The following is a 23,639-nucleotide window of genomic DNA, read 5'->3' on the forward strand; positions in this document are numbered from 1 at the left end:
ACAGATGGGACAGTTCTTTACAAAATATTTTCCTAACGTGGTGCCTATCTGGTCGGGTGACGGCGGGGTGACCCAGGCAATCAACGAAACGTTGTATATGACCGTGTTGACAGCAGTTGTTGCCGGCATTCTCGGGATTGTTATTGGGATTCTGCTGGTTCTAACCGATGAAGATGGTTTACTAGCCAACCAACCGTTTTATTTTATCCTCGATAAACTGGTTAACATTTTTCGGGCGGTGCCATTCATCATCTTGCTGGCAATCATGACCCCTGTGACGCGAGCCATTGTCGGGACGGGGATCGGACCAACTGCAGCCTTGGTTCCTTTAATTGCAGGGACCACACCGTTTTATGCACGGCAGGTTCAAAATGCCTTATTGACAGTTGATCCTGGCGTCATCGAGGCAGCTGAAGCAATGGGTGTTTCGCCGCTTGGCATTGTGTTGCGGGTTTACCTGCGCGAAGGTTTGTCAGAACTCATCCGAGTTTCAGTCCTGACGATCATCTCTGTCATCGGCTTAACCGCTATGGCAGGTGCAGTTGGGGGCGGCGGCCTTGGGAATCTGGCGATCGCGGTCGGTTACCAACGTTACCAATACGATGTCATCATCGTTTCCTTAATCTTTATTCTGGCGATCGTTTTCTTGGTACAATTTATCGGTGACTTCTTCGCACGAAAAACCCATCATTAAATTTAAAACTCGTTTTGTAGGCAGAACTCGTGATAGCGTTCTGCTTTTTTTTGAACGCGTTTGCCGCTGTTCTTTTTATGACGTAGAATGGCGATATAACTAAAAGTCAAATTCCAGTCGGGGGTATCATTGTGCACACACTTGAGATTAAGGATTTACATGTCAAAATTAAAGCAGAACCTGAGCATCCGGAGATTTTGACCGGCGTTAATTTAAAGTTAGCGACTGGTGAGATTCATGCCATTATGGGTCCGAACGGGACAGGAAAATCAACATTAGCCGAGACGATCATGGGCAATCCTGCTTATGAAGTGACTCAAGGCGATGTCTTAATTGATGGTCAGTCTATTTTAGACATGGCAGTTGATGAACGCGCGCGAGCCGGGCTTTTTCTAGGGATGCAGTACCCGCAAGAAATTGCAGGTGTTACCAATGCCGAGTTTATTCGGGCGGCGATCAATGCACGCCGGCCAGAAGATGATCAGATTCGCATCACCGACTTTTTAAAGCAATTGGACGACACAATGGCGACCCTCGAAATGCCGGAATCCATGGCGGATCGATATTTGAACCAAGGCTTCTCCGGTGGTGAAAAGAAACGCAATGAAATTCTACAGTTGATGATGATCCACCCGCACTTTGGTTTGTTGGATGAAATTGATTCCGGCTTGGATATTGATGCACTGCGGATTGTTGCCAAAGGGGTCAACTTATTGCGTGGACCAGATTTTGGCAGCATGATTATTACGCATTATCAACGGCTATTGGATTACATCATTCCCGATGTTGTGCATGTGATGAAAGGTGGCCGAATTATTGAAAGTGGCGGCCCAGAACTTGCTAAAGAATTGGAGAAGACTGGCTACGAACACCTTAAAGTAGGTGATCAAAATGGCTGAAGCAGTGACTTTACCGGCACCTAACTTGCCTAAGTTTCCTTTAGCTCGGTATTTAAAACTTCAGCCTGATGCCGTCCTAGACCGTGTGATTCTACACGCACCGCAATCGGTTGCCTATGCAGCAGGCTCCAGTGAGGTTCAACGGTTCACCCCAGTCACGTCATTGGATGCTTGGTTACTTGCACACCCCCAAGGCGCGACCACGATTGATATTCCGGCCCATTTTGTAAGCGGTGATGAGCCGATTGTCTTGACTGGTCCTAAGCAAGCGGGTGGACTGCTTTATGTTCATGTCGGCAAAGGCGCTAAAGTCACGATTCAGGAAAAATGGGCGAGCGGCGGCAATGTTTTAGGCGTTTGGCTTGTGTTGGTTATTGATGCCGATGCCGAAGTCAGCTGGCTGAGTTATGACAGTTTTACAGCTGAGACCGTGATTGCAAACCGTACCGCCACGCTTGGTGCCAATGCTAAATTGAATTGGACCTTGGCAGGGTTTTCGCGAAACTCCGGCCTTAACCGGGTGGATGTCCGCTTATTGGGCCAAAATGCCGAGGCAACCGTCAACGTGGGTGTGCTTGCGGCAGGAAGTCAACATGTCAGTTACACGACCTCGGTAACCAATGAAGCGCAACACACAGTAGGGCATATTAACCAACGTGGCGTCATTACTGGCAGTGCCCATTTATTATTCAATGGGATTGGTCACATCATCAAAGGTGCACGTGGCAGTGATGCCCAACAAGAAAATCGAGTCTTGATGTTGTCGCCACATGCGGAAGGTGATGCCAATCCGATTCTGTTAATTGACGAAAATGACGTCACCGCAGGACATGCGGCTTCAGTGACGCGTGTGAATGCTGATCAGCTTTACTATCTCATGAGCCGTGGTTTGTCTGCGACATTAGCGAAACGGTTGGTCATTCGCGGTTTCCTTGAAGGCGGCTTGGCTGAAATTGATGATGTCCGACTGAAGAAAGAACTCTTCGCAACGATTGATCGAACGCTGGTGGCTGAAGATGCGTGAACAATTTCCATTTTTTAAAGCTCATCCCGAACTGGTCTATCTAGATACGGCGGCGACTTCTCAGAAACCGCAAGCTTTACTAGATGCTATTCAAAATTACTATGTCAATGATAATGCCAATGTTCATCGTGGCTTGTATAAATTGGCTTATGACACCACCGAGGCTTATGAAAACGTACGCCAACAAGTGGCCGGCTTTTTAGGTGCGGCGAGTGCTGACGAGATTATTTTTACTCGCGGGACCACTGATAGCTTGAACTTGGTTGCTAGTGCTTATGGGCCGCAAGTCGTCACGGCTGGGTCACAAATTGTTGTGACAGGTGCAGAGCATCACAGTAATTTCATTCCTTGGCAGCAATTAGCCAAACGCCAGCAGGCTACGTTCACAGTGACGCCGGTAAAGCCGGATGGCACGGTGGATATTGCTGCCTTATTAGCGGCCATCACGCCTCAGACGAAGGTGGTTGCGGTGGCGCAAGTGACGAATGTTGCAGGTGATACGTTACCGATTGCCAAAATTGCGGCCAAAGCCCATGCAGTTGGTGCTGTTGTTGTTGTTGATGGCGCGCAGGCGGTAGCCCATCTGGCAGTTGATGTTCAAGCTATGGGGGCGGATTTCTATGCATTTTCTGGGCATAAAATTTATGGCCCAACTGGCATTGGCGTCCTCTATGGCCGCGCTGATTTATTGCAGCACATGCCGCCGATTCAGTTTGGCGGTGAAATGATTTCAGAAGTCCGCGATGATGTCAGTACTTGGGCAGACGGCCCAATTAAGTATGAAGCTGGCACGCCGCACATTGCTGGCGTGATCGGATTAGGCGCTGCTTTAACGTGGTTTGATCAGTCTGTGAATGCAGCAGCATTTGACAACGAACATCAATTGGCAGATCAGTTACGCGCTGGCCTGGCAGCGATTCCAGATGTGACCGTGTATGGTAATCAAGCAAGTTTGGCGACTGTGTCGTTTAACTTAACTGGGATTCACCCGCATGATCTTGCGACTTTCTTAGATGAGCAGCAAATTGCCGTTCGTGCGGGGCATCATTGTGCACAACCCCTGATGGCGCGACTAGGGGTGCCAGCCACGGTTCGTGCTAGTTTCGGCGTTTACAACAATGCTGACGATGTTGAACGATTGATTCAGGCAGTTCAGGCGGCAAGGAGGTATTTCCATGGCATTGACTAAGCTGGACCAGATGTATCGGGCGGTCATTTTGGATGAAGCACAACACCCGCGACATCACGGGGTTTTGCCAGCTTTTGACCATGAAATTACGGTTCGCAATCCAAGTTGCGGTGATGTCTTGCATCTTCAAATCAAAGAGGATGCCGGCCGGGTAACGGACGTGGCCTTCTCTGGCAGTGGCTGTACGATTTCTCAAGCAAGTGCTAGCCTGATGACGGAACAGATCATTGGCAAAACGCCAGCAGACATTGAACAAATGGTCGAAACGTTTTCTGATTTGATCATTAACGGGGATGTGCCAAACGCTGATATTTTAGGCGATGCAGCGGTTTTAAAAGGCGTCCACCAATTTCCTGCACGGATCAAATGTGCCACTTTGGCATGGAAAGCAGCGGCGCAAGTTTTGACGCAGAAAGGTGAAGACCATGACTGAGACAAAAAACACTAAAAACAATGAAACTGTCGCGGCAGATATCGACTTTTTGCCAGAAGACAATCCAGCAGATTTTAAGGATGATATCAAGCCGGTGTATTCTACAGGTCGGGGCTTAACCGAGGAAACGGTTCGCGCTATTTCTGCGGAGAAGCATGAGCCTGACTGGATGCTCGATTATCGGTTGCGTGCTTATGCAACGTACAAAAGGCTGGCAATGCCGAATTTTGGCCCGGATCTTTCCGATCTTGACTTGGACAACATGCTTTATTTTCAAAAGGCGACGGATCGAACCTATCGCGACTGGGATGACGTGCCTGACGCCATTAAAAATACGTTTGATCGGTTAGGCGTTCCGCAGGCTGAACGTAAATATTTGGCCGGCGCCAGCGCCCAATACGAGTCTGAAGTGGTTTACCATAACATGCGGGATGAATTCGAAAAACTCGGCATTATTTTTATGGACATGGACTCAGCTTTGAAAGAGTATCCGGAACTCGTGCATGATTATTTTGGCAAGCTGGTTAAACCTAGCGACAATAAATTTGCTGCTTTGAACGGTGCTGTGTGGTCTGGCGGCAGTTTTATCTATGTGCCTAAAGGCGTGCAGACAGATGTGCCAATTCAAAGTTACTTCCGAATTAATGCTGAGAACACCGGTCAATTCGAGCGGACGTTGATCATTGTTGAGCCTGGCGCGCATGTTAACTACGTGGAAGGATGTACGGCTCCTAACTATTCCAGCGACAGTTTGCACGCGGCGGTTGTTGAAGTTTTCGTCAAAAATGACGCTTACTGCCGCTATACGACGATTCAGAACTGGAGCAAGAATGTCTTCTCACTTGAAACCAAACGCGCACAGGCACTCGACAACGCCACTATGGAGTGGGTTGATGGCAACCTTGGCAGTAAAACTACGATGAAGTATCCTAGCGTGTATCTTGACGGTAAAGGCGCGCACGGTACGATGTTAAGTATCGCGGTCGCAGGTGAAGGCGTTGATCAGGATAATGGCGCACGAATGATTCATAATGCGCCGAATACCAGCAGTTCGATTGTCTCCAAGTCGATTGCCAAAGATGGCGGCGCGGTTGATTATCGCGGCACGGTTCGCTTCACTAAAAAGGCAGACAATGCCTTTTGCCACGTAGAATGTGACACGATCTTGATGGATGAAAAAAGTTCAAGTGATACAATTCCTTATAATGAAATCCATAATGCCACAGTGTCAATGGAACATGAAGCAAAGGTATCAAAGGTTTCCGAAGAACAGTTGTACTACTTGATGAGCCGCGGTATTTCTGAAGCCAAGGCCACTGAAATGATTATCATGGGCTTTGTTGAGCCATTTACTAAAGAACTGCCGATGGAATATGCGGTTGAATTGAATCGTCTGATTGGTATGGAAATGGATGGGTCTGTAGGCTGAAATCGAGTTCTTATTTTAATGTCGATTTTTGAAGAAAAGCTGGCTAAATTGTCATCTGCAATCTGGAGGTTGCGGATAGACGTTTGGACAGCTTTTTTTATTCGACATAAAAATATTAGGCAAGCCTAACTTTTTGCTTTATGATAGAAGCGGCAACAAAACCACACTAATTTAGGGGGCCGCAAATGGATAACTATGATAAAGCAAGAAAGGTTTTGCAATCAACGGCATTGTCAAAAATAGCTCAGCAGACCGGTATCAGTATCGGGCAGATTTGGCATTATCGTGATCGTCACGAAGGCATTGAAAAGGCACCAGAGGCCTATGTAAAGAAGATTGCCAGTTTGTATCGAAATAAGCGGTATTGAAATCGCTAGAATAAGGGGCTTGTTAATTTGGCCAAATTGCAAGAAGCATCAGGATAAAAGCTATGAACCCACAAAACAAGTCGTGAGCCTGATAGCGATCACACGTCATGGGTGCTACAATTAAATTACTGATTTGCAAACTGAATCTCAATTTTTTGCATGCTATTGCGTGTGCCATGATCGCGAGGAGGTGTACCATGGCTGAGGATCTTGAACATTTTATCAAGACAATGGCGCTGGGGATTCCAACGATTAAACCAGACGAAAAGCGAGCTTTTCTCGGTAATTTTCGTGAGCGAGTTGCGATGGCCATTACGATTAAGCAGTTACGCGATGCACGAATCACCACCATGCTTGATGCGGTGTTGACCCGTTATCCTGGTTATCGAATTTTTCTTAATGGCCGAATGGGCGAAAGTCTGGTCAATCAATACATGATGCAGGCCCTAGCCCACAACTATCCTTTCACCATTATGAATCAACCGGGGATGCGCGTGACTAAGCGCGTTTTGCAAACCGATTTTGGCTGGGTATTGGCGCACCCGACTCAGAAAATAGCCCGACCCATCCTTTTATAAGCTGGCGACACACGCCGGTTGTGAAGCCGTTTGCCAGTTGAACATTGCAAAAAGTGCGGTTAGTTTCTGACGACAATCACGTATTTACAGGAGGTCCATTTTGACGCAACTTGATACGATTCAGCGAACGGTACAACAACTACGCGATTTGCTGAATAAAGGCGAAATTTTTACAGCATTACCGAATATGTTGGGCAAAGTGATTGAAAGCGTGGCAGTTGAACCTGCTACCCCGATTAAAATACCTAGAGACGACAAGACGGCCATTGTCAAAATCAGAGCTATCCAGAAGCGGATCAAGCAAACAAGTGATCCCAGCGTGACTGATGATGAGATTGACTTTTTGGTAGCACATTTGGCAAGTACCAACCCTGCAGTTCGGGATAAAGGCGTTTTCTTCCTGTTCAATGATTTGTTTCAGGCGGAGGCCTTCACCAATGAGCAAATTAAAACGCTTTTCAAGCGGCTGCAAGCACCGGATATTTTGTTCAATCATATTTTTGAACCGCAAAACAATGGTATCTTTTTGCGCAGCTTTGCGTTGATGATTCTAAGCGGCGTGATCTATGCTGATCAGAATCGTTACCACGTGTTGACTAAAGCCGATTATTTGGCGACTGTTCAGAATATCGCCGTTTATATTCTGTTAGAAAAAGATGGCCGTGGTTATGTTGAGAAGAAGGGCTGGGCACATGCCTATACACATATTGGCAACATGCTGGAAGAATTGAGTCAAGTTGGGGTCTTACCGCGAGCTGAGAAAGTTTTGCTCATGGCCGCAGTTGTGGAAGCTTGGCGGCGCGTTGAAACACCGCTTGTTTTTGGGGAAGATCATCGCATGGCTTTGTATCTGAGCAGCCTGACCAACGTCAATAAGTTTTACAGTGAAACTTTATTGATGTGTCTCAAGAATTGGCAGCACGCCTTGGTGAATGTTCGTCCGCAAGAATCCTACAGTTTTTGGGTTCGGTGGTACAACCGCAATCGATTGTTGCAAGCATTGGCCCTGCGAGCTGATTTGCCACAGCCAATTGCCGATTATATTCAGCAAATTGTGGATCTTTTTTAGTTCAGATGGTCAATAGAAGGGAGCACGGCTTTGATTAAGGCTATTATTTTTGATATGGATGGCGTGATTGTCGACTCAGAGCCGTGTGCCTTAGAAAATCGACTGGCCTATTTACGTCAGGTGGGGATTGAAGCCGATGATCGCAAGTTGGCTGGGTTATTAGGGCGCAATATGGCCGATGTTTGGCGCATCATTGCGCCTTCGAAAGATGCTCTGCAACTTCAAGCAGGTTATGTGGCCTACAAACAGGCCCATCCGATTCCGTATGCAAAGATTGTAATGCCGGGTGCACGGCCAACTTTACAATGGTTGAAACAGCATGATATCAAAACTGCCATTGCATCAGCCTCAGATCTGACCTTTATCGAAAAGATGTGTACAGAGACAGGCTTGCGTCAGTATTTTGATCAATTGCTTAGCGGCGCCGACTTCACACGCACTAAACCGGCACCTGATGTCTACTTGGCAGCGCTGCAGGTGCTGGACGTGGCTGCTGAGGAAGCGATCGCGGTGGAAGATTCAACGCTTGGTATTGCCGCCGCAAAAGCTGCTGGTCTATATACCTTAGCAGTCCCGCTACGTGATCCCCGGTTCACTCAAAATCAGCAAGCAGCAGATCAACGGATTAAGAAACTAACCGATATTATGGGAATGGTTGATGATAAAAATGCTTATAATCAATAAGCATTTTTATTTTGCATTTATATTATAAAATTTATATCTCGTGGCTTTTAGATACAAAAGATCAAAATCTAAAAAGATATTTTTTAAAAATTGAATAAATATCAGTTGTTATTATTAGCTTTTAAAACCACTTATCCGTATAATTGACTCTAGGTTAAGGGTTAAGCCTTGCCAAAATTCTATGTTGATGCACTTAACTGAAACACTGGGGAGTGATAAGTATGCGAAAGGAGCAGCAAACACTGCGGATCTTGGGGGATAAGGTCCGTTATTATCGCAAGTTGAAGGGTCTATCGCAGGCCGAGCTGGCGGCAAATATTTGCACGCAAGCTACAATTAGCTTGATTGAGAAGCGTAATAAAGTGCCAAGCATGAATATTTTGATGCGATTAATTGGTCGTTTAGGAATTCAGCTGGATGACATTGTTGTCGAGCATCATGATCGGGTTCAGCAACTGTTGACCGGTATTGATTTTCAGATTCAGCACCACCAATATGCACTTGCTGCGGAGAATTTGAGTAAGATTCGGTTGGATAAGATCAAGAATGATGATGACCAAAAGCGCTACTATTATTATCAAGGAATTATCGAACTATTCAAAAACAATGCACCGGATGAGGCGATTTATTTCTTTGGCCGAGTCCTGAGCCCGTTAGTTAACTCCGAACGTGATCTTTTTGGTATTCTAGCAACGCTGGGGTTAGGATTGGCCTATGCTGCCAAGCATACGTTTGACCGATCTCGAGTTTATATTGATCAAGCGTTACGCATGTTGAAACACGTGCCACTGTCTGACAGTAAATATCTGGATGTTGAGTTGACAATTTATTGGCACATTGCCCGAATTTATTATGAACTCAGTGACTTTAAGGCCGTCCTCAAATACACTGATCTGGGTGTTCGAGAGGCAGTCAAGCACGATAAACTTTTCCTTCTAGATGAATTGTTTGCATTACAAGCAAGGGCGCTCAAGCTTTTGGGTGACCCCGATGCCTCTAAAAGTTATCAAATTGCGATCGCATTTGCCCGAGTGACAGGCTCAACGCCTTTGGAAACGAGCTTAGTCGCAGAAATGGTCTCGCAAAAACCAAATATTGAGACAGCTTGAAAAATCCTCATAGATGCTGCCGTCTATGACGAAAAAAATACCTGAAAACATCGGCTGATTTAAGAGCCAGATGTCTCAGGTATTTTTTTATTTTTTAAGCAGGTTTTAATGACCTATCTAACTTGAATATTAAAATTATAATGATTATTTATCACTGTTGTCAGTTGGCTTTTTAGTGCTTGCCAGTGCCGGTTTGTTGGCCAAATCGGTCCGGACAACCAAGACATCGCAAAGTGCGTTTCGTGTCACATATTCAGTGACGGACCCAATCAGTAAGCGTTCAACAGCGTTCAAACCGGTGGCGCCGATCATAATAAGGTCGATATTCTTAGCCTTAGGGATATCACGGGCGATGATCGTCTTCGGAGCGCCATACTCAATACTGAAACTGACCTTGTCCAATCCTGCCTTCTTGGCTTGATCCACATAGCCTTCCATGGTACTCTTCGCGTTTTCTGTGACTTGTTCAACCATCGCTGAGTCAAAACTGGAAACGTTCTGGAACGCGCGGGTGTCGACAATATGAATGAGAATCAATTCTGCGTCATTCCGTTTTGCAACGGCAACCGCTTTCTTGAATGCCAACTCAGCTTCGTATGAGCCATCGATCGCAACCAAAATATGTTGATATTGTTGTAACATTCCTCATCACCTCTACCTTCATTGTACTTGATTTAATCATGGAATTAAATGAAAAGCGTTTCACAACTTCATTTGGGTCAGACTAATTAGCACGAAAATCATGGCTAAGAAGGCACCAACGACCAAAATCACGAGATTTGCCCAGAGCGGAAAGAAAAGACTACCAATGATAGCAGCAATGCCAACAAGGACAAACAGGCAAGCAAATAGTTTAAGAAAACGGGTTAAACCCGGCGTTGGTTTCTTAATAATCAAAAAGTTTTGTTCACGATGCGACCATGTATAGGCTGCTAAGGCAAACGTTACTACGGCGTAAATGCCCATTAACAAGAGAGTCACGAGAGTCCTCCTATCTGTTTTCTTTATTATGCCATAGCTGGCAGGGAATGGCGGGGGGATTTTTCTGAAAATTGAGTGACTTTTAGACGCTCGTGTTACCACTTTACATTAACGCGTTCGGTCTACCTAGACCTTGGACGCGCTGGCCAAAGAACAGCCATCACGCCCAGGGCCACTTATATGCCAACTTCTAAACGCTCTGGCTCACGCTTGAGGCTGCTTTTTGCGGAAGGCTATAACTGACGCTGGGCTAGCTTTCTATAACGCGTTCGCCAGCCCAGAAACCTGCACATAAGGACCTCAGCCATAAATGGCTGGGTTTTGCCATTTATGGCTGAGGCCACTTATGCTCCGGTTTCTAACCGGGCTAGCTCACGCTTCCACAAAAAAAGCCGGCACTGGGCCGGCCAAAAACAGGTTTGGTTTTTGTGAAAGGCTAATTGGTGCCGTTTTCTTCCCGGATCGTTGAAACCCGCTACTAGCTATGTGGGCCCAGACGCCAGAGACATTAGCCGCTAAGTGAAATAGCAGCACCGTCCAAGACTCTTCCGGTCCCAAGGTCTCGATACTGTTCGGTCAACTGATAGTTAAGGAAGCGCGAACACCTTAGAACTTTCATAGTTATAGTAGCACGGGAAGGCAAGTAGTTGCAAGCGTAAACGCTTACGTTACCTTTTCTTAGACTTTTGCGCATCACGTTGCCAGTCTTTAAGTTGTTGTAGTCGCTGAGCCAGTGCCGCTTCGTATCTGCCGGTGGCTTTAGGCTGATAGTAGTGTTTATTTTTAAGGTTGTCAGGCAGATATTGCTGTGCAACCCAGCCGTTGGGATAGTTATGCGGCAGTTTGTAGTCGATACCATGGCCTAGTTGTTTGGCACCGCGATAATGGGCATCGCGTAAATCATTTGGGATTTGGCCGGCATTGCCGTTTTCAACATCGGCGAGAGCTTCGTCAATAGCCTTGATACCGGAGTTGCTTTTAGGTGCGAGGCAAAGATCAATGACAGCATCAGCCAGTGGAATGCGACCTTCCGGCAATCCGAGACGTTCAGCACTTTGAATGGCGGTCAAGGTGCGACTGGCAGTTGCTGGATTGGCAAGGCCAATGTCTTCATAGGCAATGACCAGCAGTCGGCGGGTGATGCTGTTGAGGTCACCAATGGCGATTAGCCGAGCGAGGTAATGTAAAGCTGCATCAGCATCGGAGCCGCGGATGGATTTTTGAAAGGCCGAAATAATGTCGTAATGCGCATCCCCGTTTGTATCGCCAGCCAAAGCGGGCTTTTGCAGACTTTGCTGAATGGTAGTTAGATCAATTGTGATCGTGCCGTCATCGCTTGCTGGGGTTGATAATACCGCTAATTCAAGCCCGTTCAACGCTGATCGTAAATCGCCATTGGTTGCATGGGTGAGATAATCAAGTGCGTCAGGCTGTAAGTCAACCTGATAGTCACCAAGTCCGCGTTTGTGATCGGCTAAAGCCCGTTTGATGGCGCTTGTAATATCATCTGGCGTCAGTGGCTTAACCTGAAAGATTTGAGTTCGGCTGCGAATGGCTGGCTGAATGTTCATATAAGGGTTTTCGGTGGTTGCCCCAATTAAAACGATGCGGCCACTTTCCAACAATGGCAGTAAAAAGTCTTGCTTGGTTTTATCCAGCCGATGAATTTCGTCTAGCAGCAAGATGACGGTCCCGCTCATTTTGGCCTCTTCAGCCACGATTTGAAGATCCTTTTTAGTGTCGGTAGCGGCATTTAAAATACGGAAGGCATACTTGGTGCTGCCAGCAATGGCACTGGCAATACTGGTTTTACCGGTACCGGGCGGGCCATAGAGGATCATCGAGCTTAATCGATGAGCGCTGACCATGCGACGAATGATGCGATCTGGGCCAACAAGGTCTTGTTGACCGACAACTTCATCTAAATTTTGTGGACGCATGCGGTAGGCAAGCGGTTGTTGCAAGGCGAACCCTCCTTGTGTGTGGCAGTTTAAAAATAGACATTAACTATAGGAAGTACTTTTAAGATGATTGACTTAGTTTAGCATAGAGATGTGACTTGAAAATAGGCGGTTGTTGTTGCACGGGGATGCTTACGCTCCGGTTTCTGATCGCGCCAGCTCGCGCTCTTGTTGTCTGCGTGTTAATCTAATTCTAGATCATCAAATAAAGGAATGACACATGTTGAATCATTATTGGCAACTGATCCAGAAAAATAACTTGTTTGGCTTACGGGACGACACTCGGATTGGGGTGATTCGGACGGTGAAGCCGGTGTTGGCGGAAGGCGAGCAGCTGCCAGTGTGGGCGAATGCGAGTCGGCATGCGTTGGTGCAGCAGGTGTCGGCTACAATGTTACAGTTGACGACACCGCTTTTAGACGATCCCAGCGAAGTTGTGGCGTATTTGCGTGCGGGACTCAGCCGCGTCTGGGCAGCGCTGCCAGAAAACGGCAAGCTGCCGGTTTTCACCACCGGATTGGAAAATAATCAGCGCATTCGCATTGTTTTGCCGGAAGTGTTGTTTGAGCGGCTTTATACGGCGGAAAATTTTCAAGGGAATGGCCCTGATTATGTAACGTACCGGAATCAAATTTATGATTTGGTCGCTGATGGGTTGATCACACAATTGCCGTTACTGACTTATCTCTTTGCCGCTTCACCGGCCAAAAACGGCCGGGCATTTTGGCCTGCGCCGGATCAGGAACGGCAACTGGTTCAAAAGGTCAGTGACCCTGATCACTTAGCGCGAACATTGGCTTTGGATGTTGCAGTGGAACTTGATCCTTATGCGGCGAGCGGTGTTACGGAACAAATGTTGAACTTTTTAATCGACAGTTGCTGGTTTGCTTTGAGTCAACCAGCGATTCCATTGCCCGCGGCGGCTGAGGTGCGCCGGCATAGTTTGGCAGAAGCACAGAAGATTGCTGCTGGCGATCCCACGGCACCGGTCGCGAGTTTGACAGCACCGATTGATGCCATGGCGGTCTGGCTGAATCAGGTCGGCCTCACACCGCAACGCAAACAAGCTTTTGAGTTGATGCAAAGTCGAGTCCTGAAGCCAGAAACGACGATTGCGGGTCAGGTGGCGGCGGCTTATTATGATATTTCAGCAGCTCAAACACCGTTAGCAACGCAAGCCCACGCAGATTTGTCAATGGAAGAAGATTTGCCGGGCTTCAGTAACTTGTCAGGCAACAGTCAAGCCTTGCTTCAGGCAGTGATTGATAGCGGGTATCAGTGGACCTTGCTGGATCGGGAACAGAACATTCTGCAGATTGCCAGTGATACTCAGCGCCATGTGTTGATTGACGGTGCGTTGACTAGTCGCACACCTGCTAGTGCCATGGTGGTAGCAGAACATCGCCAGGCCGCCAAAAAGATGTTAGCGGCGGCTGGGTTACCTGTTGCCAGAGGCGCCAAGTTCACACGTTGGCCCGAAGCTAAAGCTGCTTTTGAGCAAAGCTTTGCCCGTAAAAGTATCGTCGTGAAACCTGAACAGCGTAGTCATGGGCTTGCTGTTGAGCAATTTGCGGTGCCGCCGACTGCCAAACAATTCGCCAAAGCCTTTCACGCTGCTAACCAAGATCACGGCGTATTGGTCGAGATGATGGGGCGGGGAACAACGTATCATTTTACTGTTATAGGTCGCCGTGTGGTAAGTGTGTTGGAAAATGCCGCTGCCAATGTGGTTGGCGATGGTCGTAAATCAATCAAAGAATTGATTGCGTTGAAAAATGGTAAGCGGCCGAATGCACGGCAGCTCAAACTTGACGAAACAGCAAATCGGCAGTTGAAGTTACAATCGGTTACGATGAATACTGTCTTGCGGCGCGGTCAGCAGATTTTCCTTGCTTCTGCGGCGCACCCGCAAACAGGTGGCGATATTTATGATGTTACAACCGAAATCGATCCAAGCTACAACCAACTTGCGGTTGCCGCTGCTGATGCGCTTGAATTGCCGATTGCCGCCGTTGATATCGTGATTGATAATCTTTATGACGCCTATGCTGCTGAGCATGAAGGCCAAGCTATCATCATCAGTGTCGATCCGATTCCCGACTTAATGTTGCCACAACAACCAGATATGGGCGCGGCGCATTCAATTGCACCTGCTTTACTCACGTATCTGTTTAGCGAAAAATAAAACATCTGCCGTCATGTTCGGCAGATGTTGGTTATAACTTTTTAAAAAAATCAAAGCCACGTTTTTTCGGCTTTTCAGAATCTTGCTCAAGTGGTGGCAGATCAACATTCGATTGATTAATCGCCGTGTCGGCAACAATCAGCAATCCAGCGGCCTTGTCGGCTGTTTGCGCGGTTTCATTAGCCACCAGCGTGAATGGCACATTCGCATCCGTGAGCATTTTCATATAGGGGCCTGTGATGGCATTATCGAGTTTCCCGTTTAGCAACGCTTTATAACCATGAGCGTGAAAGTCTTTGAGTAAAGGCTGCACCTGCGCTTGTCGTTTGGGGTCTGCCAATGCTTGATTGGTGACCTGTAGAGCAACACGTTCTCGCAAAGAGCCCATATAGGCTCGACGTTCATCGGGTTTGGTCTGCGGGGGACCGTAAATCGCACTGTTCAGATGTTCCTGCATATTATCGTCTGACATTAATGGTGCCTCCTTTTAAACGCATTCATATGCCCTCATTGTAACATGTTCTTGTCTTGGAAAAGAGGTTGTGGTTCTGTTTACACTTGAAGATTTCGCCGTTTTTAAGGCGACAACGCTGGCGACACGAATGCATTTGATTCGCGAACAATTGGATCCCAAGTTTGCTGAGGCCGCCACGGTGATTGTGCCGCTGCTGCAAACAGATCAGCAGGCGATCTATTCGCACATTGCGAAGCATCAACGTCGCTATCGCAATCCGCCGCCGAATACCTGGGTCGCGTTTTCAACCAGTTCACGCGGTTACAAAATGGTGCCGCATCTGGCGCTCGGCTTTTGGGATGATCGGCTCTTCTTGTGGCTGTCAGTTTTACGTGAAAGTAAGCCGGCGTCGCGGGTATTGACGGGGATCACCGCGATGGCAACAACCTTACCGGGAAAATGGCAAGTGGCAGGGGAGCATACAGATAAGGCTATGTTACCACTGACTTCAGCCAATTTAGCGACAGTTAGGGCTCGATTTCAGACGATTAAAAAGGCGGAGTTCCTTCTAGGAAAAGTTTATTTGGCAGATGATCCGATTTGGGCAGATCCCGTGCGGCTTTGGCAGGACATACAACAGCGGGTTGTCGCCCTTAAACCAATGTTTGATCAGTTGGTTCAAAACGTCTAATGTCGGGGTGATCGCCTGCAAATGGATCATTTTGAATGCTTTGTATGAGAATGCCGCGAGAATTCAGCGAAACCTGTCCGCCGCCATGTTTAGGGTGGTAGAATCACACTGTGGTGTTGCTCGCCTGCGCGTGTTGGTAAAGTTTTGGCGAACGCCTATTTTGCCTAGTTCACCACTTGGATTAGCTAGCAAACTGCATCATGTTAAAGGAGAAAAGCCATGCCAGATGTACGATTTCATAGTGTGTTTGATATTATCGGTCCAGTGATGGTCGGCCCAAGTAGTTCCCATACAGCAGGTGCCGCCCGAATTGGAAAAGTGGTTCGCGATATTTTTGGTGAAGCACCAGAAACGATCACGATTTACTTGTATGAATCGTTTGCCAAGACTTACCGCGGCCACGGGACAGATGTGGCTTTGGTCGCAGGATTATTAGGCATGGCGCCGGATGATCCGCATCTACCTGAATCAATGAAGCTTGCCTATGATCAAGGCATTAAGGTTAGCTTTGTACCGAAAAGCGACAAAGTTGATCATCCAAACACAGCGCATATCGTGCTGCAAAAAGGCGACCACCGGCTAGCCGTGACTGGGGTATCGATTGGCGGCGGTAATATTCAGATTACTGAAATCAATGGCTTTAAGATTTCTCTGAGTATGGGGCAGCCAACTTATATTACAATTCATGAAGACGTTCCCGGGATGATCGCGCAGGTGACGAAAATCTTTTCCGATGCTGGTATTAACATCGGTACCATGACTGTGACTCGCGAATCAAAAGGCGAGCAGGCGATCATGATTATTGAAACAGACGACTATCAAGATGATATTTTGGCTAAGTTGAAACAATTGCCGCATATGGTGAATGTCACTTACTTCGAATGACAGTCGTTCTTAATTGTTGTCCCTGATGTTTTGATAAAGGAGTCGCCTATGTTTTATACCGTCAAAGAATTGATTGAACAAAGTCACGCGTTTCCATCTGTTGCTGCGTTAATGGTGCATACCGAGGTTGAAAACTCGACACGGACGGAGGCACAAGTTCGCCATCTTATGAGCCGCAATCTGGAAGTGATGGAACGATCCGTCAAAGAAGGCATCGCCGGTGTCAAAAGTGTTACCGGTTTGACTGGCGGCGAGGCGAAGAAATTAGACGCTTATGTCACCAGTGGTCAGTTCATGAGCGGCAAGCCGATCATGGAGGCTGTTCGCAATGCGGTTGCTGTCAACGAAGTCAATGCCAAAATGGGTTTGATTTGTGCGACACCAACAGCAGGCTCAGCTGGTGTTCTGGCTGGCGTTTTGCTTGCCATGCGCGATCGGTTGCATCTTAGTCACGATCAACAGTTGGATTTCCTTTTTACAGCCGGTGCGTTTGGCTTGGTCATTGCCAATAATGCCGGGATTGCTGGTGCAGAAGGCGGCTGCCAAGAGGAAGTCGGCTCAGCGAGTGCAATGGCGGCGGCCGCGTTGGTGACAGCTAATGGCGGGACGGTGGAGCAAGCAGCGACCGCGGTTGCGATTACCTTACAGAACATGCTCGGGCTGGTGTGCGATCCAGTCGCTGGCTTGGTCGAGGTGCCGTGTGTAAAACGCAACGCGCTGGGCGCCAGTCAGGCGATGATTTCCGCTGACATGGCGTTGGCTGGTTGCATCAGTGTCATTCCGGCTGATGAAGTGATTGAGGCGGTGAATCGCGTTGGGATGCAATTACCGGCGACCTTACGGGAAACAGGCGAAGGCGGTTTAGCAACCACCCCAACTGGATTGCGTTTGAAAGCGGAAATTTTCGGTAAATAATCATTGTCAGTCTTGGCTATTTCAGGGCGTGATATTTGTGGAGATGCCCCAAGCTGGGTGTTAGCGTCAGTTGCAGTTTAAACGGAAACACAGGAGGAGCTCGTGATTCATTTCTATATTGTTCGTCATGGGGAAACAGCCGGTAATGTCAGCCAGTTAATTCAAGGTATCACCAATTCGCAACTCAATGCGCGTGGCCGTAAACAGGCATTGGCTTTGGGCCGCGGGTTGCGGGCAAGCGGTTTGATGATCGACCGAGTCGTTGCCAGTGATCTGCTTCGAGCACAGGAAACTGCGCAACAAATTTTACTGGGCATGCAGGTAAAGCTGGCAATTGAAACCGACAAAGGACTGCGTGAAGAAAATGATGGCGTTTTTGAAGGACGATCGTTAAAAGATGTTTCACAGGAGGTTTTTGGTGTTCCGGATTATCACATTCTTGTGCGCAGCGGTAAAATGCCGCTGGAAGCGATTCCTGATGGGATACACGCAGCTGATGCAACTAATCAAGCTGAGAATACGCAACAAGTGGTTTCTCGGTATGATTTTGCCATGCGCCGAATTGTGACAGCCGCAGAAGCTGCGAATGAGACCAATGTGTTGGTCGTCAGCCATGGCACGGCCAGTCTCCTGTGGTTGCGAGCGCATGGTGGCGATTTGCCAAATCGGACCGAACTCACGAATGCCAGTGTTAGCAAGGTTACCTATGACAACGGGCGATTTAAGGTTGACTGGATGGACAACACTGAGTTTCGTGATCAGGGATTAAAAGAAGAATTATCGTAAAAATATTGGGAAAGCATCTGTAGGCAAGACGGCTATGGATGCTTTTTTAGGTGCACAGTTGTCTATATGTTAGGTGGCTCGGTTAAGTTCATCAGAGTAAAAAGATTGTGCGCTATCGAAATTCACCATTCGCGCGTATACTTGTCCTTAAGATATGGGCCATCACAGTTTTTGTGACCGTGATAACTTAGTAAAAATAGACAAGCTTATTCATCGTCGTTAAGTTGATAAGCACATTCAAAAGGAGCTGGTGACATGGAGCAAGACGTATTTTTAGCTAAGGTGACTAACTTGATGCTTGCACCGAGAACGCGTGCATTTGAGCGCGAACAATTGCGCCAGGCCAAACATTTGGTAGAGGCCGGGCGACCAGTGGCGGAAGGCTGGGCGCAACTTGAATCATCTTTGCGGCCATTGGCGATGCGTGATAACCTGACCCCGGATGTGGCTGACTTTTATCGAGCGGAGACCGGTGATCCAGCAGGGGCTGTGCAGACAGATTTGAGTGCCCATTTTGATCGCGACATGCCGTTTCAGGAGCGGGCCATTTTTGCTGGCGGTTGTTTCTGGTGTATGGTTGAACCATTCGTCGATTTGCCTGGTATCACCGCAGTCACTTCGGGGTACACTGGCGGGCATAGCGCACATCCCACGTATGAACAAGTGATCGGCGGCTATACCGGGCATGTTGAAGCCGTTGAAATTATTTTTGATACCCGCAAAATGAGCTACGCGGCATTAGTGGCGCTTTATTTTCAGTTAACTGATCCGACTGATGCACTGGGGCAATTTCAAGATCGCGGCAGTCAATATCGTCCTGTGATTTTTGCCAAAGACGATACGCAACGCCAGATAGCGGAAGCGGCTAAGGCTGAATTGGCTGCTTCTGGGCGTTATTTGCGGCCAATCATCACTGCAATTGAACCTGTTGCGACTTTTTGGCCAGCCGAGAACTATCATCAAGACTTTTATAAAAAGAATCCGAAGCGCTACCAGATGGTTGAACGGACGCGCCGCCAATTTCTTCAATTTCAGCGTGCACAAGGCAACCTGCGGGTGATGTTGAAACGGCGTAAAAACGCATAAATTCTTGCAGTCAAATGGCAGTTGTTGTTGAAACGGAGGTAGTGGCCTATGCGGGAACCGATACGACATTGGACGCAAAAGAATATGCCTGATCTTCACGGCAGCTATGCGGTGGTAACAGGTGGTACCAGCGGAGTTGGGTTTGCAATGAGTGCTGCTTTGTTGCGGCACGGGGCGACGGTGATCATCGTTGGCAAACAGGCATCAAAAGGCGTCACTGCTGCAGCCAAGTTAAGGGCGCAAACCGGTCAACAAAATGTCACGTTTATGGGCGCTGATCTGGCGGATCAAGCAGCCACTAAACACTTAGCCAACCGCCTGCTGAGGATGCTTCCTAAGCTGGATATTTTAATCAATAATGCCGGTGTGATGATGCCCGCTAAACGTACCTTGACCCGTGACGGTCTCGAGCTGATGTGGGCAGTGAATTATTTTGCCGGATTTATCTTAACAATCGAACTGATGCCGCTACTATTGCGATCGGATCATGCCCGTGTGGTTAACGTTGCCTCAATCGCCATGGGTCGACCACATTTGACCTTTAATCAGTTTGATGGCCATGACTATCGCCCTTGGACGATTTATACGACTACCAAGCTGGCGCAAGCGATGATGGTGGTTAAGCTCAATCAGCTATTGACAGAGGCAGGACAGTCGGTGACCGTGACTGGCTCAAGTCCGGGATTAGCCGCAACGAGTTTGAAAACAATCAGCTCAAGGAAAACTGCGTGGTTGATGCGAATGGGTGCGTTGAGTTTTCGCTTGCTGCCGTTTCTCCGGCAGTCGCCAGATCAGGCGGCATTGCCAGCACTGTACGCCGCAACTGATCCCAATGCGCAAGGCGGCGTGATTTATGCACCACATGCATGGCGTGGTTTGCGAGGTTACCCGGCATTATGGGCTTGGAATCAGCGGCCCGAATTACACGATCAGAAGTTGCTTGATCGTTTATATCGGGCTTCACGCAATGTAACTGGTGTATGACTGCCATTTTGGGCACGTTAGATTTTCTAAGAAGCGACTTTGCTAATGCCCCAAAAGCATCATTTCTGCTGATCCCATGCTATTTTTGCTGTGATTAGCGTTGTGTAAGCGGTTCACCTAAAATGGCACATGTAGTGGTGAGTACACTCGCTAACACCAATATATTGTATATTCAAGACTTACATTTAAAAAAATTTGTTGCATAATAGAGCATGGTCGTTGTCAATGCAACGAAAACGAAAGTTTAAGGGAGTCTTGTTTGTGCAAACATCTGGGAATTATTTTAGTTGGTTGATGCATCAGTTGAAGGGGTGGCCGCAGCAGAACTATTATTTGTTCTGGTTTGCTTTTGGGTGTCAGTTGATGACCCTTGTAGATGCTAAGATAACCCCCGTGACTATCATTACTTTTATTGGGACAACTTTGGGTGTGCTTTGCGTCTTGGCCATTAATGCCACTAAAGCAGTCAATGGGTGGTTAGGTCTTTTGAGTGCCGCATGTTTTATCTATGTCGGCTTTATCGCCCGCAATTATCTATCAATGTTTGAACAGCTAGCCTATGTGGTGACACTTGATTTGCCAGTTTTGATTAGCGTTCGGACTTGGAATGATGATACTAAGAACAACTTGAAGACATTCAATGCCCAGAAATGGATGCTGTCAATTGGCTTCACGTTGATTGTGTGGGCGGTCAGCGCCTATTTGATCGGCCAGTTTACCAATGATCCGCGGCCAATTTTTGATGGTATGGCTTTTGCGATTTCATTGACTGGTGGGATTGTTTGCTTCCTGCGATACAACAATCAATACTTCTGGTGGTTGTTCAGTGGCGTGGCTCAGCTCGTTTTATGGGCCATTACTTTTGCGCAAGGGGATGCCAGTTTAGCGATGGCGATTAATGCCAGCATTTACGTCATTAATGATATTTTGGCCTTCACGGTTAGTCCATGGTTCAATCGGGGCCGCAAGCAGCTGGGTCTAAAAACGATCTAAGTGGTGCTTTAGCTGTGTTTGTGGTAATGTTTGTTGTTGGCGCAACATAATAAACATAATTGAGGAGCGAGATCTGTGATCTACATTTTAGGCAGTATTGGTGCAGGAAAAACGTCGCTGACAAAAGTTTTGTCAGAAGATATGCAGGCACCGGCATATTATGAAGATGTTGAAGGTAATGGCATGATCGCCAATATGTTGCAAAAATTTTATGGTGCAGGCGTTGAGAGTCGTAAGCGAACCGGCGCGATGTTGCAGATTGCATTTCTCACGTTCCGTTACCAGCAATTGAAGAAGGCTGTGACCCAAGAAAACGCGATCATGGATTCTTCGCTTGAATCAGACTTCGTGATGGCCTCGCAGTTGCATAAACACGGTGAAATTGATGATGTTGATTTCAACGTTTATGTGACACTGTCTCAAGAGATGCAAAGTAATGTCAATGGCAGTCCTTGGAACGGTTTTCCTGATCTAGCAGTTTATCTGAAAATTGATCCAGATCACGAAATTGACGAAATTCAAAGTCGTGGTCGCGATATGGAAGATATTCGCGAAAAGCCGGAGTTGGTCGATTACTATCGGCGTGTCAACACAGCTTATCGTGATTGGGCGAAGGGTTATACGCGCTCGTCTATGATTACAATTGATCGTGATCGTTATGACTTTATGCACTCAGCAGCTGACCGTGCCAGTGTGTTAGATCAAATTGAAACCAAGCTTGTTGATCTCGGCAAATTATCCCCGCAAGCGTTTGATGCGTTGCAAGCGCAACATGCAGATGGGCCGATTTCTAAGTTTGCATGATTTCTAGTTAAATTGTTAAAAAAGAACGGCCTGTGCAATCATCAGTTTTTCGGGAATTGCGCAGGTCGTTTTTTAATTGGTGGACATTGGGGACACCATCGGTAAGCGGCTATTTTGGTGCAATCAGCTTTTGCTTGACCATTAACAAAATGATATACAGAATATCAAAAATGGCACACAGAATACCAAGAGTCAAAACAAGCGGATTTGGTTCGATAACTCCCATCAGGATTGTCGGGGCTAATGTTCCAATAAACTTTGTGATACCAATAGCAACTGACTGACCTTCAACACCGTGCCGAATGAATAACATGTTTAAAAATAATATCGACATCAGTAGATTTTGAAGATAGGCTGACAGCCGTGCTCCTGTGTGAACACCAAAATAATTGAGTAAAAGTATCTGGACGATAAATGAAACGACTAAAACAAAGATGCCTAGTAATCGATAGTGATTTTGAAGTTCTACTGGCTGGTATTTCCTACCATATTTGAAGTAAGTGACAACAATCAGGACATCGCACAATGCCCAAATAATATTGATGACGCTTTGTGCTGAAGAACCGTTTGGATGAATAAAACCATTGATACCATAAGTTGTTTCCCAAGCAATGTTTAATCCTAATGCCCATAATGGCATACCGTAAGTATGTTCTTTGAATCCTTTACGAATGAGAAAATAGTACACAAGTGTCCAACTGATGCCACTAATTAATGTTAATGCGAGTGCCATAAAACTTCCTCCTAACTGAACTTGCATCAGCATAACGCTGAAAAGATCAAAGAAAAACGTTCGTGGCTAATAACTGTTACAATATTAACTTGTAAGTATCAATTAATGGGAGGTATATCATGAATCCCAAACAAAAGCGGACTAAAAACCAAATAGCTAAGGCGTTTATTGAACTTTTGAGTCGTCATTCATTCGACAGCATCACAATTGTTTCACTTACACAGGCGGCGGGTGTCGCTACTGTTAGCTATTACCGAAATTTTGCATCTAAAGAAGCCGTTCTTCAATACTACCTTGACGGTCTATTTAGTGCATACATCAATGAGCTTCAAGCACATCACGAATTAAAACTCAAAGATTTTTTTGAAAGCTTTTTTCGCTTTTTTGGTCAGAATGCATTATTTGTGAATAGTTTGATTCGAGATGACCGTACTTACTTGTTAATGTATGCATTCAGAACATATCTCGACACAATTTTTTCAATGTTGACTCGTAAGAATACGACCCACACAGTTAATATGCCTGATCAATATACAAAATTGATGCTTGCCGGAGGACTTTATTATACTTTGATTGAATGGATTAAGGATCCTAACCGACCCAACCCATCGGTATTAGGCAAGCAGTTAGCGCTAAGTTATAGATAAGTTAATCACAGCCATTGACAGTTGGTTTAGAAATCACAGGGTAGCAGTTCAACTTTTG

At 46.8% G+C, this 23,639-nt stretch carries 26 protein-coding genes; 21 read left to right on the plus strand and 5 right to left on the minus strand.

Features of this window, described 5'->3' with window-relative positions; genetic code table 11:
• Positions 1 to 4: 4 nt before the first annotated feature.
• The 11 genes from AC07KQ_RS05980 (at position 5) to AC07KQ_RS06030 (ending at position 9,476) form a co-directional block, all read left to right on the plus strand.
• On the plus strand, positions 5 to 694 hold the full coding sequence (locus tag AC07KQ_RS05980) for a methionine ABC transporter permease (RefSeq protein WP_003565000.1): 690 nt from the start codon (positions 5 to 7) through the stop codon (positions 692 to 694).
• Between the two features lie 131 nt (positions 695 to 825).
• Positions 826 to 1,593 (plus strand): Fe-S cluster assembly ATPase SufC, encoded by a 768-nt coding sequence (sufC, locus tag AC07KQ_RS05985; RefSeq protein ID WP_003565002.1) that lies wholly within the window; start codon positions 826 to 828, stop codon positions 1,591 to 1,593.
• The gene (locus AC07KQ_RS05990) at positions 1,586 to 2,617 is read left to right on the plus strand and encodes a SufD family Fe-S cluster assembly protein (protein ID WP_003565004.1); all 1,032 of its coding nucleotides are present in this window, start codon (positions 1,586 to 1,588) and stop codon (positions 2,615 to 2,617) included. Before sufC ends, AC07KQ_RS05990 begins: the two co-directional genes overlap by 8 nt.
• Positions 2,610 to 3,806 carry an aminotransferase class V-fold PLP-dependent enzyme gene (locus AC07KQ_RS05995; protein WP_003565006.1) on the plus strand — a complete coding sequence of 399 codons (1,197 nt, stop codon included), beginning with the start codon at positions 2,610 to 2,612 and terminating at the stop codon, positions 3,804 to 3,806. Before AC07KQ_RS05990 ends, AC07KQ_RS05995 begins: the two co-directional genes overlap by 8 nt.
• On the plus strand, positions 3,793 to 4,239 hold the full coding sequence (gene sufU, locus AC07KQ_RS06000) for a Fe-S cluster assembly sulfur transfer protein SufU (RefSeq protein WP_003569981.1): 447 nt from the start codon (positions 3,793 to 3,795) through the stop codon (positions 4,237 to 4,239). Before AC07KQ_RS05995 ends, sufU begins: the two co-directional genes overlap by 14 nt.
• Entirely contained in the window at positions 4,232 to 5,668 is a 1,437-nt protein-coding gene (gene sufB / locus AC07KQ_RS06005; protein ID WP_003565010.1) for a Fe-S cluster assembly protein SufB, read from the plus strand. Before sufU ends, sufB begins: the two co-directional genes overlap by 8 nt.
• A gap of 185 nt (positions 5,669 to 5,853) precedes the next feature.
• Complete coding sequence (locus AC07KQ_RS06010; protein WP_003565012.1) at positions 5,854 to 6,036, plus strand: hypothetical protein; 183 nt, start codon at positions 5,854 to 5,856, stop codon at positions 6,034 to 6,036.
• A 197-nt stretch (positions 6,037 to 6,233) separates the two neighbouring features.
• Positions 6,234 to 6,614: a DUF1694 domain-containing protein gene (locus AC07KQ_RS06015; RefSeq protein ID WP_003565014.1), complete on the plus strand. Its 381-nt coding sequence runs from the start codon at positions 6,234 to 6,236 to the stop codon at positions 6,612 to 6,614.
• Between the two features lie 100 nt (positions 6,615 to 6,714).
• Positions 6,715 to 7,683, plus strand: coding sequence for a DUF2785 domain-containing protein (locus AC07KQ_RS06020; RefSeq protein ID WP_003565016.1), 969 nt, complete (start codon positions 6,715 to 6,717; stop codon positions 7,681 to 7,683).
• A gap of 30 nt (positions 7,684 to 7,713) precedes the next feature.
• The gene (locus AC07KQ_RS06025) at positions 7,714 to 8,367 is read left to right on the plus strand and encodes an HAD family hydrolase (protein ID WP_013245669.1); all 654 of its coding nucleotides are present in this window, start codon (positions 7,714 to 7,716) and stop codon (positions 8,365 to 8,367) included.
• Between the two features lie 221 nt (positions 8,368 to 8,588).
• Positions 8,589 to 9,476, plus strand: a complete 888-nt coding sequence (locus tag AC07KQ_RS06030; protein ID WP_003565019.1) for a helix-turn-helix domain-containing protein — start codon at positions 8,589 to 8,591, stop codon at positions 9,474 to 9,476.
• 144 nt (positions 9,477 to 9,620) lie between these two features.
• Here the strand turns inward: AC07KQ_RS06030 and AC07KQ_RS06035 are convergent, their stop codons facing one another.
• The 3 genes from AC07KQ_RS06035 to AC07KQ_RS06045 form a co-directional block, all read right to left on the minus strand.
• On the minus strand, positions 9,621 to 10,118 hold the full coding sequence (locus tag AC07KQ_RS06035) for a universal stress protein (RefSeq protein WP_003565021.1): 498 nt from the start codon (positions 10,116 to 10,118) through the stop codon (positions 9,621 to 9,623).
• A 60-nt stretch (positions 10,119 to 10,178) separates the two neighbouring features.
• On the minus strand, positions 10,179 to 10,457 hold the full coding sequence (locus AC07KQ_RS06040) for a hypothetical protein (RefSeq protein WP_003565023.1): 279 nt from the start codon (positions 10,455 to 10,457) through the stop codon (positions 10,179 to 10,181).
• Between the two features lie 668 nt (positions 10,458 to 11,125).
• The gene (locus AC07KQ_RS06045; RefSeq protein WP_003565025.1) at positions 11,126 to 12,421 is read right to left on the minus strand and encodes a replication-associated recombination protein A; all 1,296 of its coding nucleotides are present in this window, start codon (positions 12,419 to 12,421) and stop codon (positions 11,126 to 11,128) included.
• Between the two features lie 217 nt (positions 12,422 to 12,638).
• On the opposite strand from AC07KQ_RS06045, the gene AC07KQ_RS06050 reads away from it, so the two are divergent.
• The gene (locus AC07KQ_RS06050) at positions 12,639 to 14,603 is read left to right on the plus strand and encodes a glutamate--cysteine ligase (RefSeq protein ID WP_274990947.1); all 1,965 of its coding nucleotides are present in this window, start codon (positions 12,639 to 12,641) and stop codon (positions 14,601 to 14,603) included.
• A gap of 31 nt (positions 14,604 to 14,634) precedes the next feature.
• Here AC07KQ_RS06050 and AC07KQ_RS06055 read toward each other — a convergent pair whose 3' ends face one another.
• Positions 14,635 to 15,075 (minus strand): YueI family protein, encoded by a 441-nt coding sequence (locus AC07KQ_RS06055; protein WP_003565031.1) that lies wholly within the window; start codon positions 15,073 to 15,075, stop codon positions 14,635 to 14,637.
• 70 nt (positions 15,076 to 15,145) lie between these two features.
• Here AC07KQ_RS06055 and AC07KQ_RS06060 point away from each other — a divergent pair, with 70 nt between their 5' ends.
• The 8 genes from AC07KQ_RS06060 (at position 15,146) to AC07KQ_RS06095 (ending at position 22,201) form a co-directional block, all read left to right on the plus strand.
• Complete coding sequence (locus AC07KQ_RS06060; protein ID WP_003565033.1) at positions 15,146 to 15,748, plus strand: DUF1054 family protein; 603 nt, start codon at positions 15,146 to 15,148, stop codon at positions 15,746 to 15,748.
• A gap of 219 nt (positions 15,749 to 15,967) precedes the next feature.
• Entirely contained in the window at positions 15,968 to 16,633 is a 666-nt protein-coding gene (gene sdaAB / locus AC07KQ_RS06065; protein ID WP_003565035.1) for an L-serine ammonia-lyase, iron-sulfur-dependent subunit beta, read from the plus strand.
• Between the two features lie 48 nt (positions 16,634 to 16,681).
• Positions 16,682 to 17,548 carry an L-serine ammonia-lyase, iron-sulfur-dependent, subunit alpha gene (gene sdaAA, locus AC07KQ_RS06070; RefSeq protein WP_003565036.1) on the plus strand — a complete coding sequence of 289 codons (867 nt, stop codon included), beginning with the start codon at positions 16,682 to 16,684 and terminating at the stop codon, positions 17,546 to 17,548.
• A 102-nt stretch (positions 17,549 to 17,650) separates the two neighbouring features.
• Positions 17,651 to 18,334, plus strand: a complete 684-nt coding sequence (locus tag AC07KQ_RS06075; RefSeq protein ID WP_003565038.1) for a histidine phosphatase family protein — start codon at positions 17,651 to 17,653, stop codon at positions 18,332 to 18,334.
• Positions 18,335 to 18,589: 255 nt separating this feature from the next.
• Entirely contained in the window at positions 18,590 to 19,420 is an 831-nt protein-coding gene (gene msrA, locus AC07KQ_RS06080; RefSeq protein WP_003565040.1) for a peptide-methionine (S)-S-oxide reductase MsrA, read from the plus strand.
• A gap of 48 nt (positions 19,421 to 19,468) precedes the next feature.
• Positions 19,469 to 20,404 carry an SDR family NAD(P)-dependent oxidoreductase gene (locus AC07KQ_RS06085; RefSeq protein WP_003565042.1) on the plus strand — a complete coding sequence of 312 codons (936 nt, stop codon included), beginning with the start codon at positions 19,469 to 19,471 and terminating at the stop codon, positions 20,402 to 20,404.
• 261 nt (positions 20,405 to 20,665) lie between these two features.
• Positions 20,666 to 21,397, plus strand: coding sequence for a nicotinamide riboside transporter PnuC (gene pnuC, locus AC07KQ_RS06090; protein WP_003565044.1), 732 nt, complete (start codon positions 20,666 to 20,668; stop codon positions 21,395 to 21,397).
• A 75-nt stretch (positions 21,398 to 21,472) separates the two neighbouring features.
• The gene (locus tag AC07KQ_RS06095; protein WP_003565046.1) at positions 21,473 to 22,201 is read left to right on the plus strand and encodes a deoxynucleoside kinase; all 729 of its coding nucleotides are present in this window, start codon (positions 21,473 to 21,475) and stop codon (positions 22,199 to 22,201) included.
• Between the two features lie 109 nt (positions 22,202 to 22,310).
• Here the strand turns inward: AC07KQ_RS06095 and AC07KQ_RS06100 are convergent, their stop codons facing one another.
• The gene (locus AC07KQ_RS06100) at positions 22,311 to 22,934 is read right to left on the minus strand and encodes a transmembrane-type terpene cyclase (protein WP_003565048.1); all 624 of its coding nucleotides are present in this window, start codon (positions 22,932 to 22,934) and stop codon (positions 22,311 to 22,313) included.
• Between the two features lie 119 nt (positions 22,935 to 23,053).
• On the opposite strand from AC07KQ_RS06100, the gene AC07KQ_RS06105 reads away from it, so the two are divergent.
• The gene (locus AC07KQ_RS06105) at positions 23,054 to 23,581 is read left to right on the plus strand and encodes a TetR/AcrR family transcriptional regulator (RefSeq protein WP_003565050.1); all 528 of its coding nucleotides are present in this window, start codon (positions 23,054 to 23,056) and stop codon (positions 23,579 to 23,581) included.
• The last annotated feature ends 58 nt before the right edge of the window (positions 23,582 to 23,639 follow it).

The organism is Lacticaseibacillus sp. YLM2-1, from assembly GCF_056583465.1.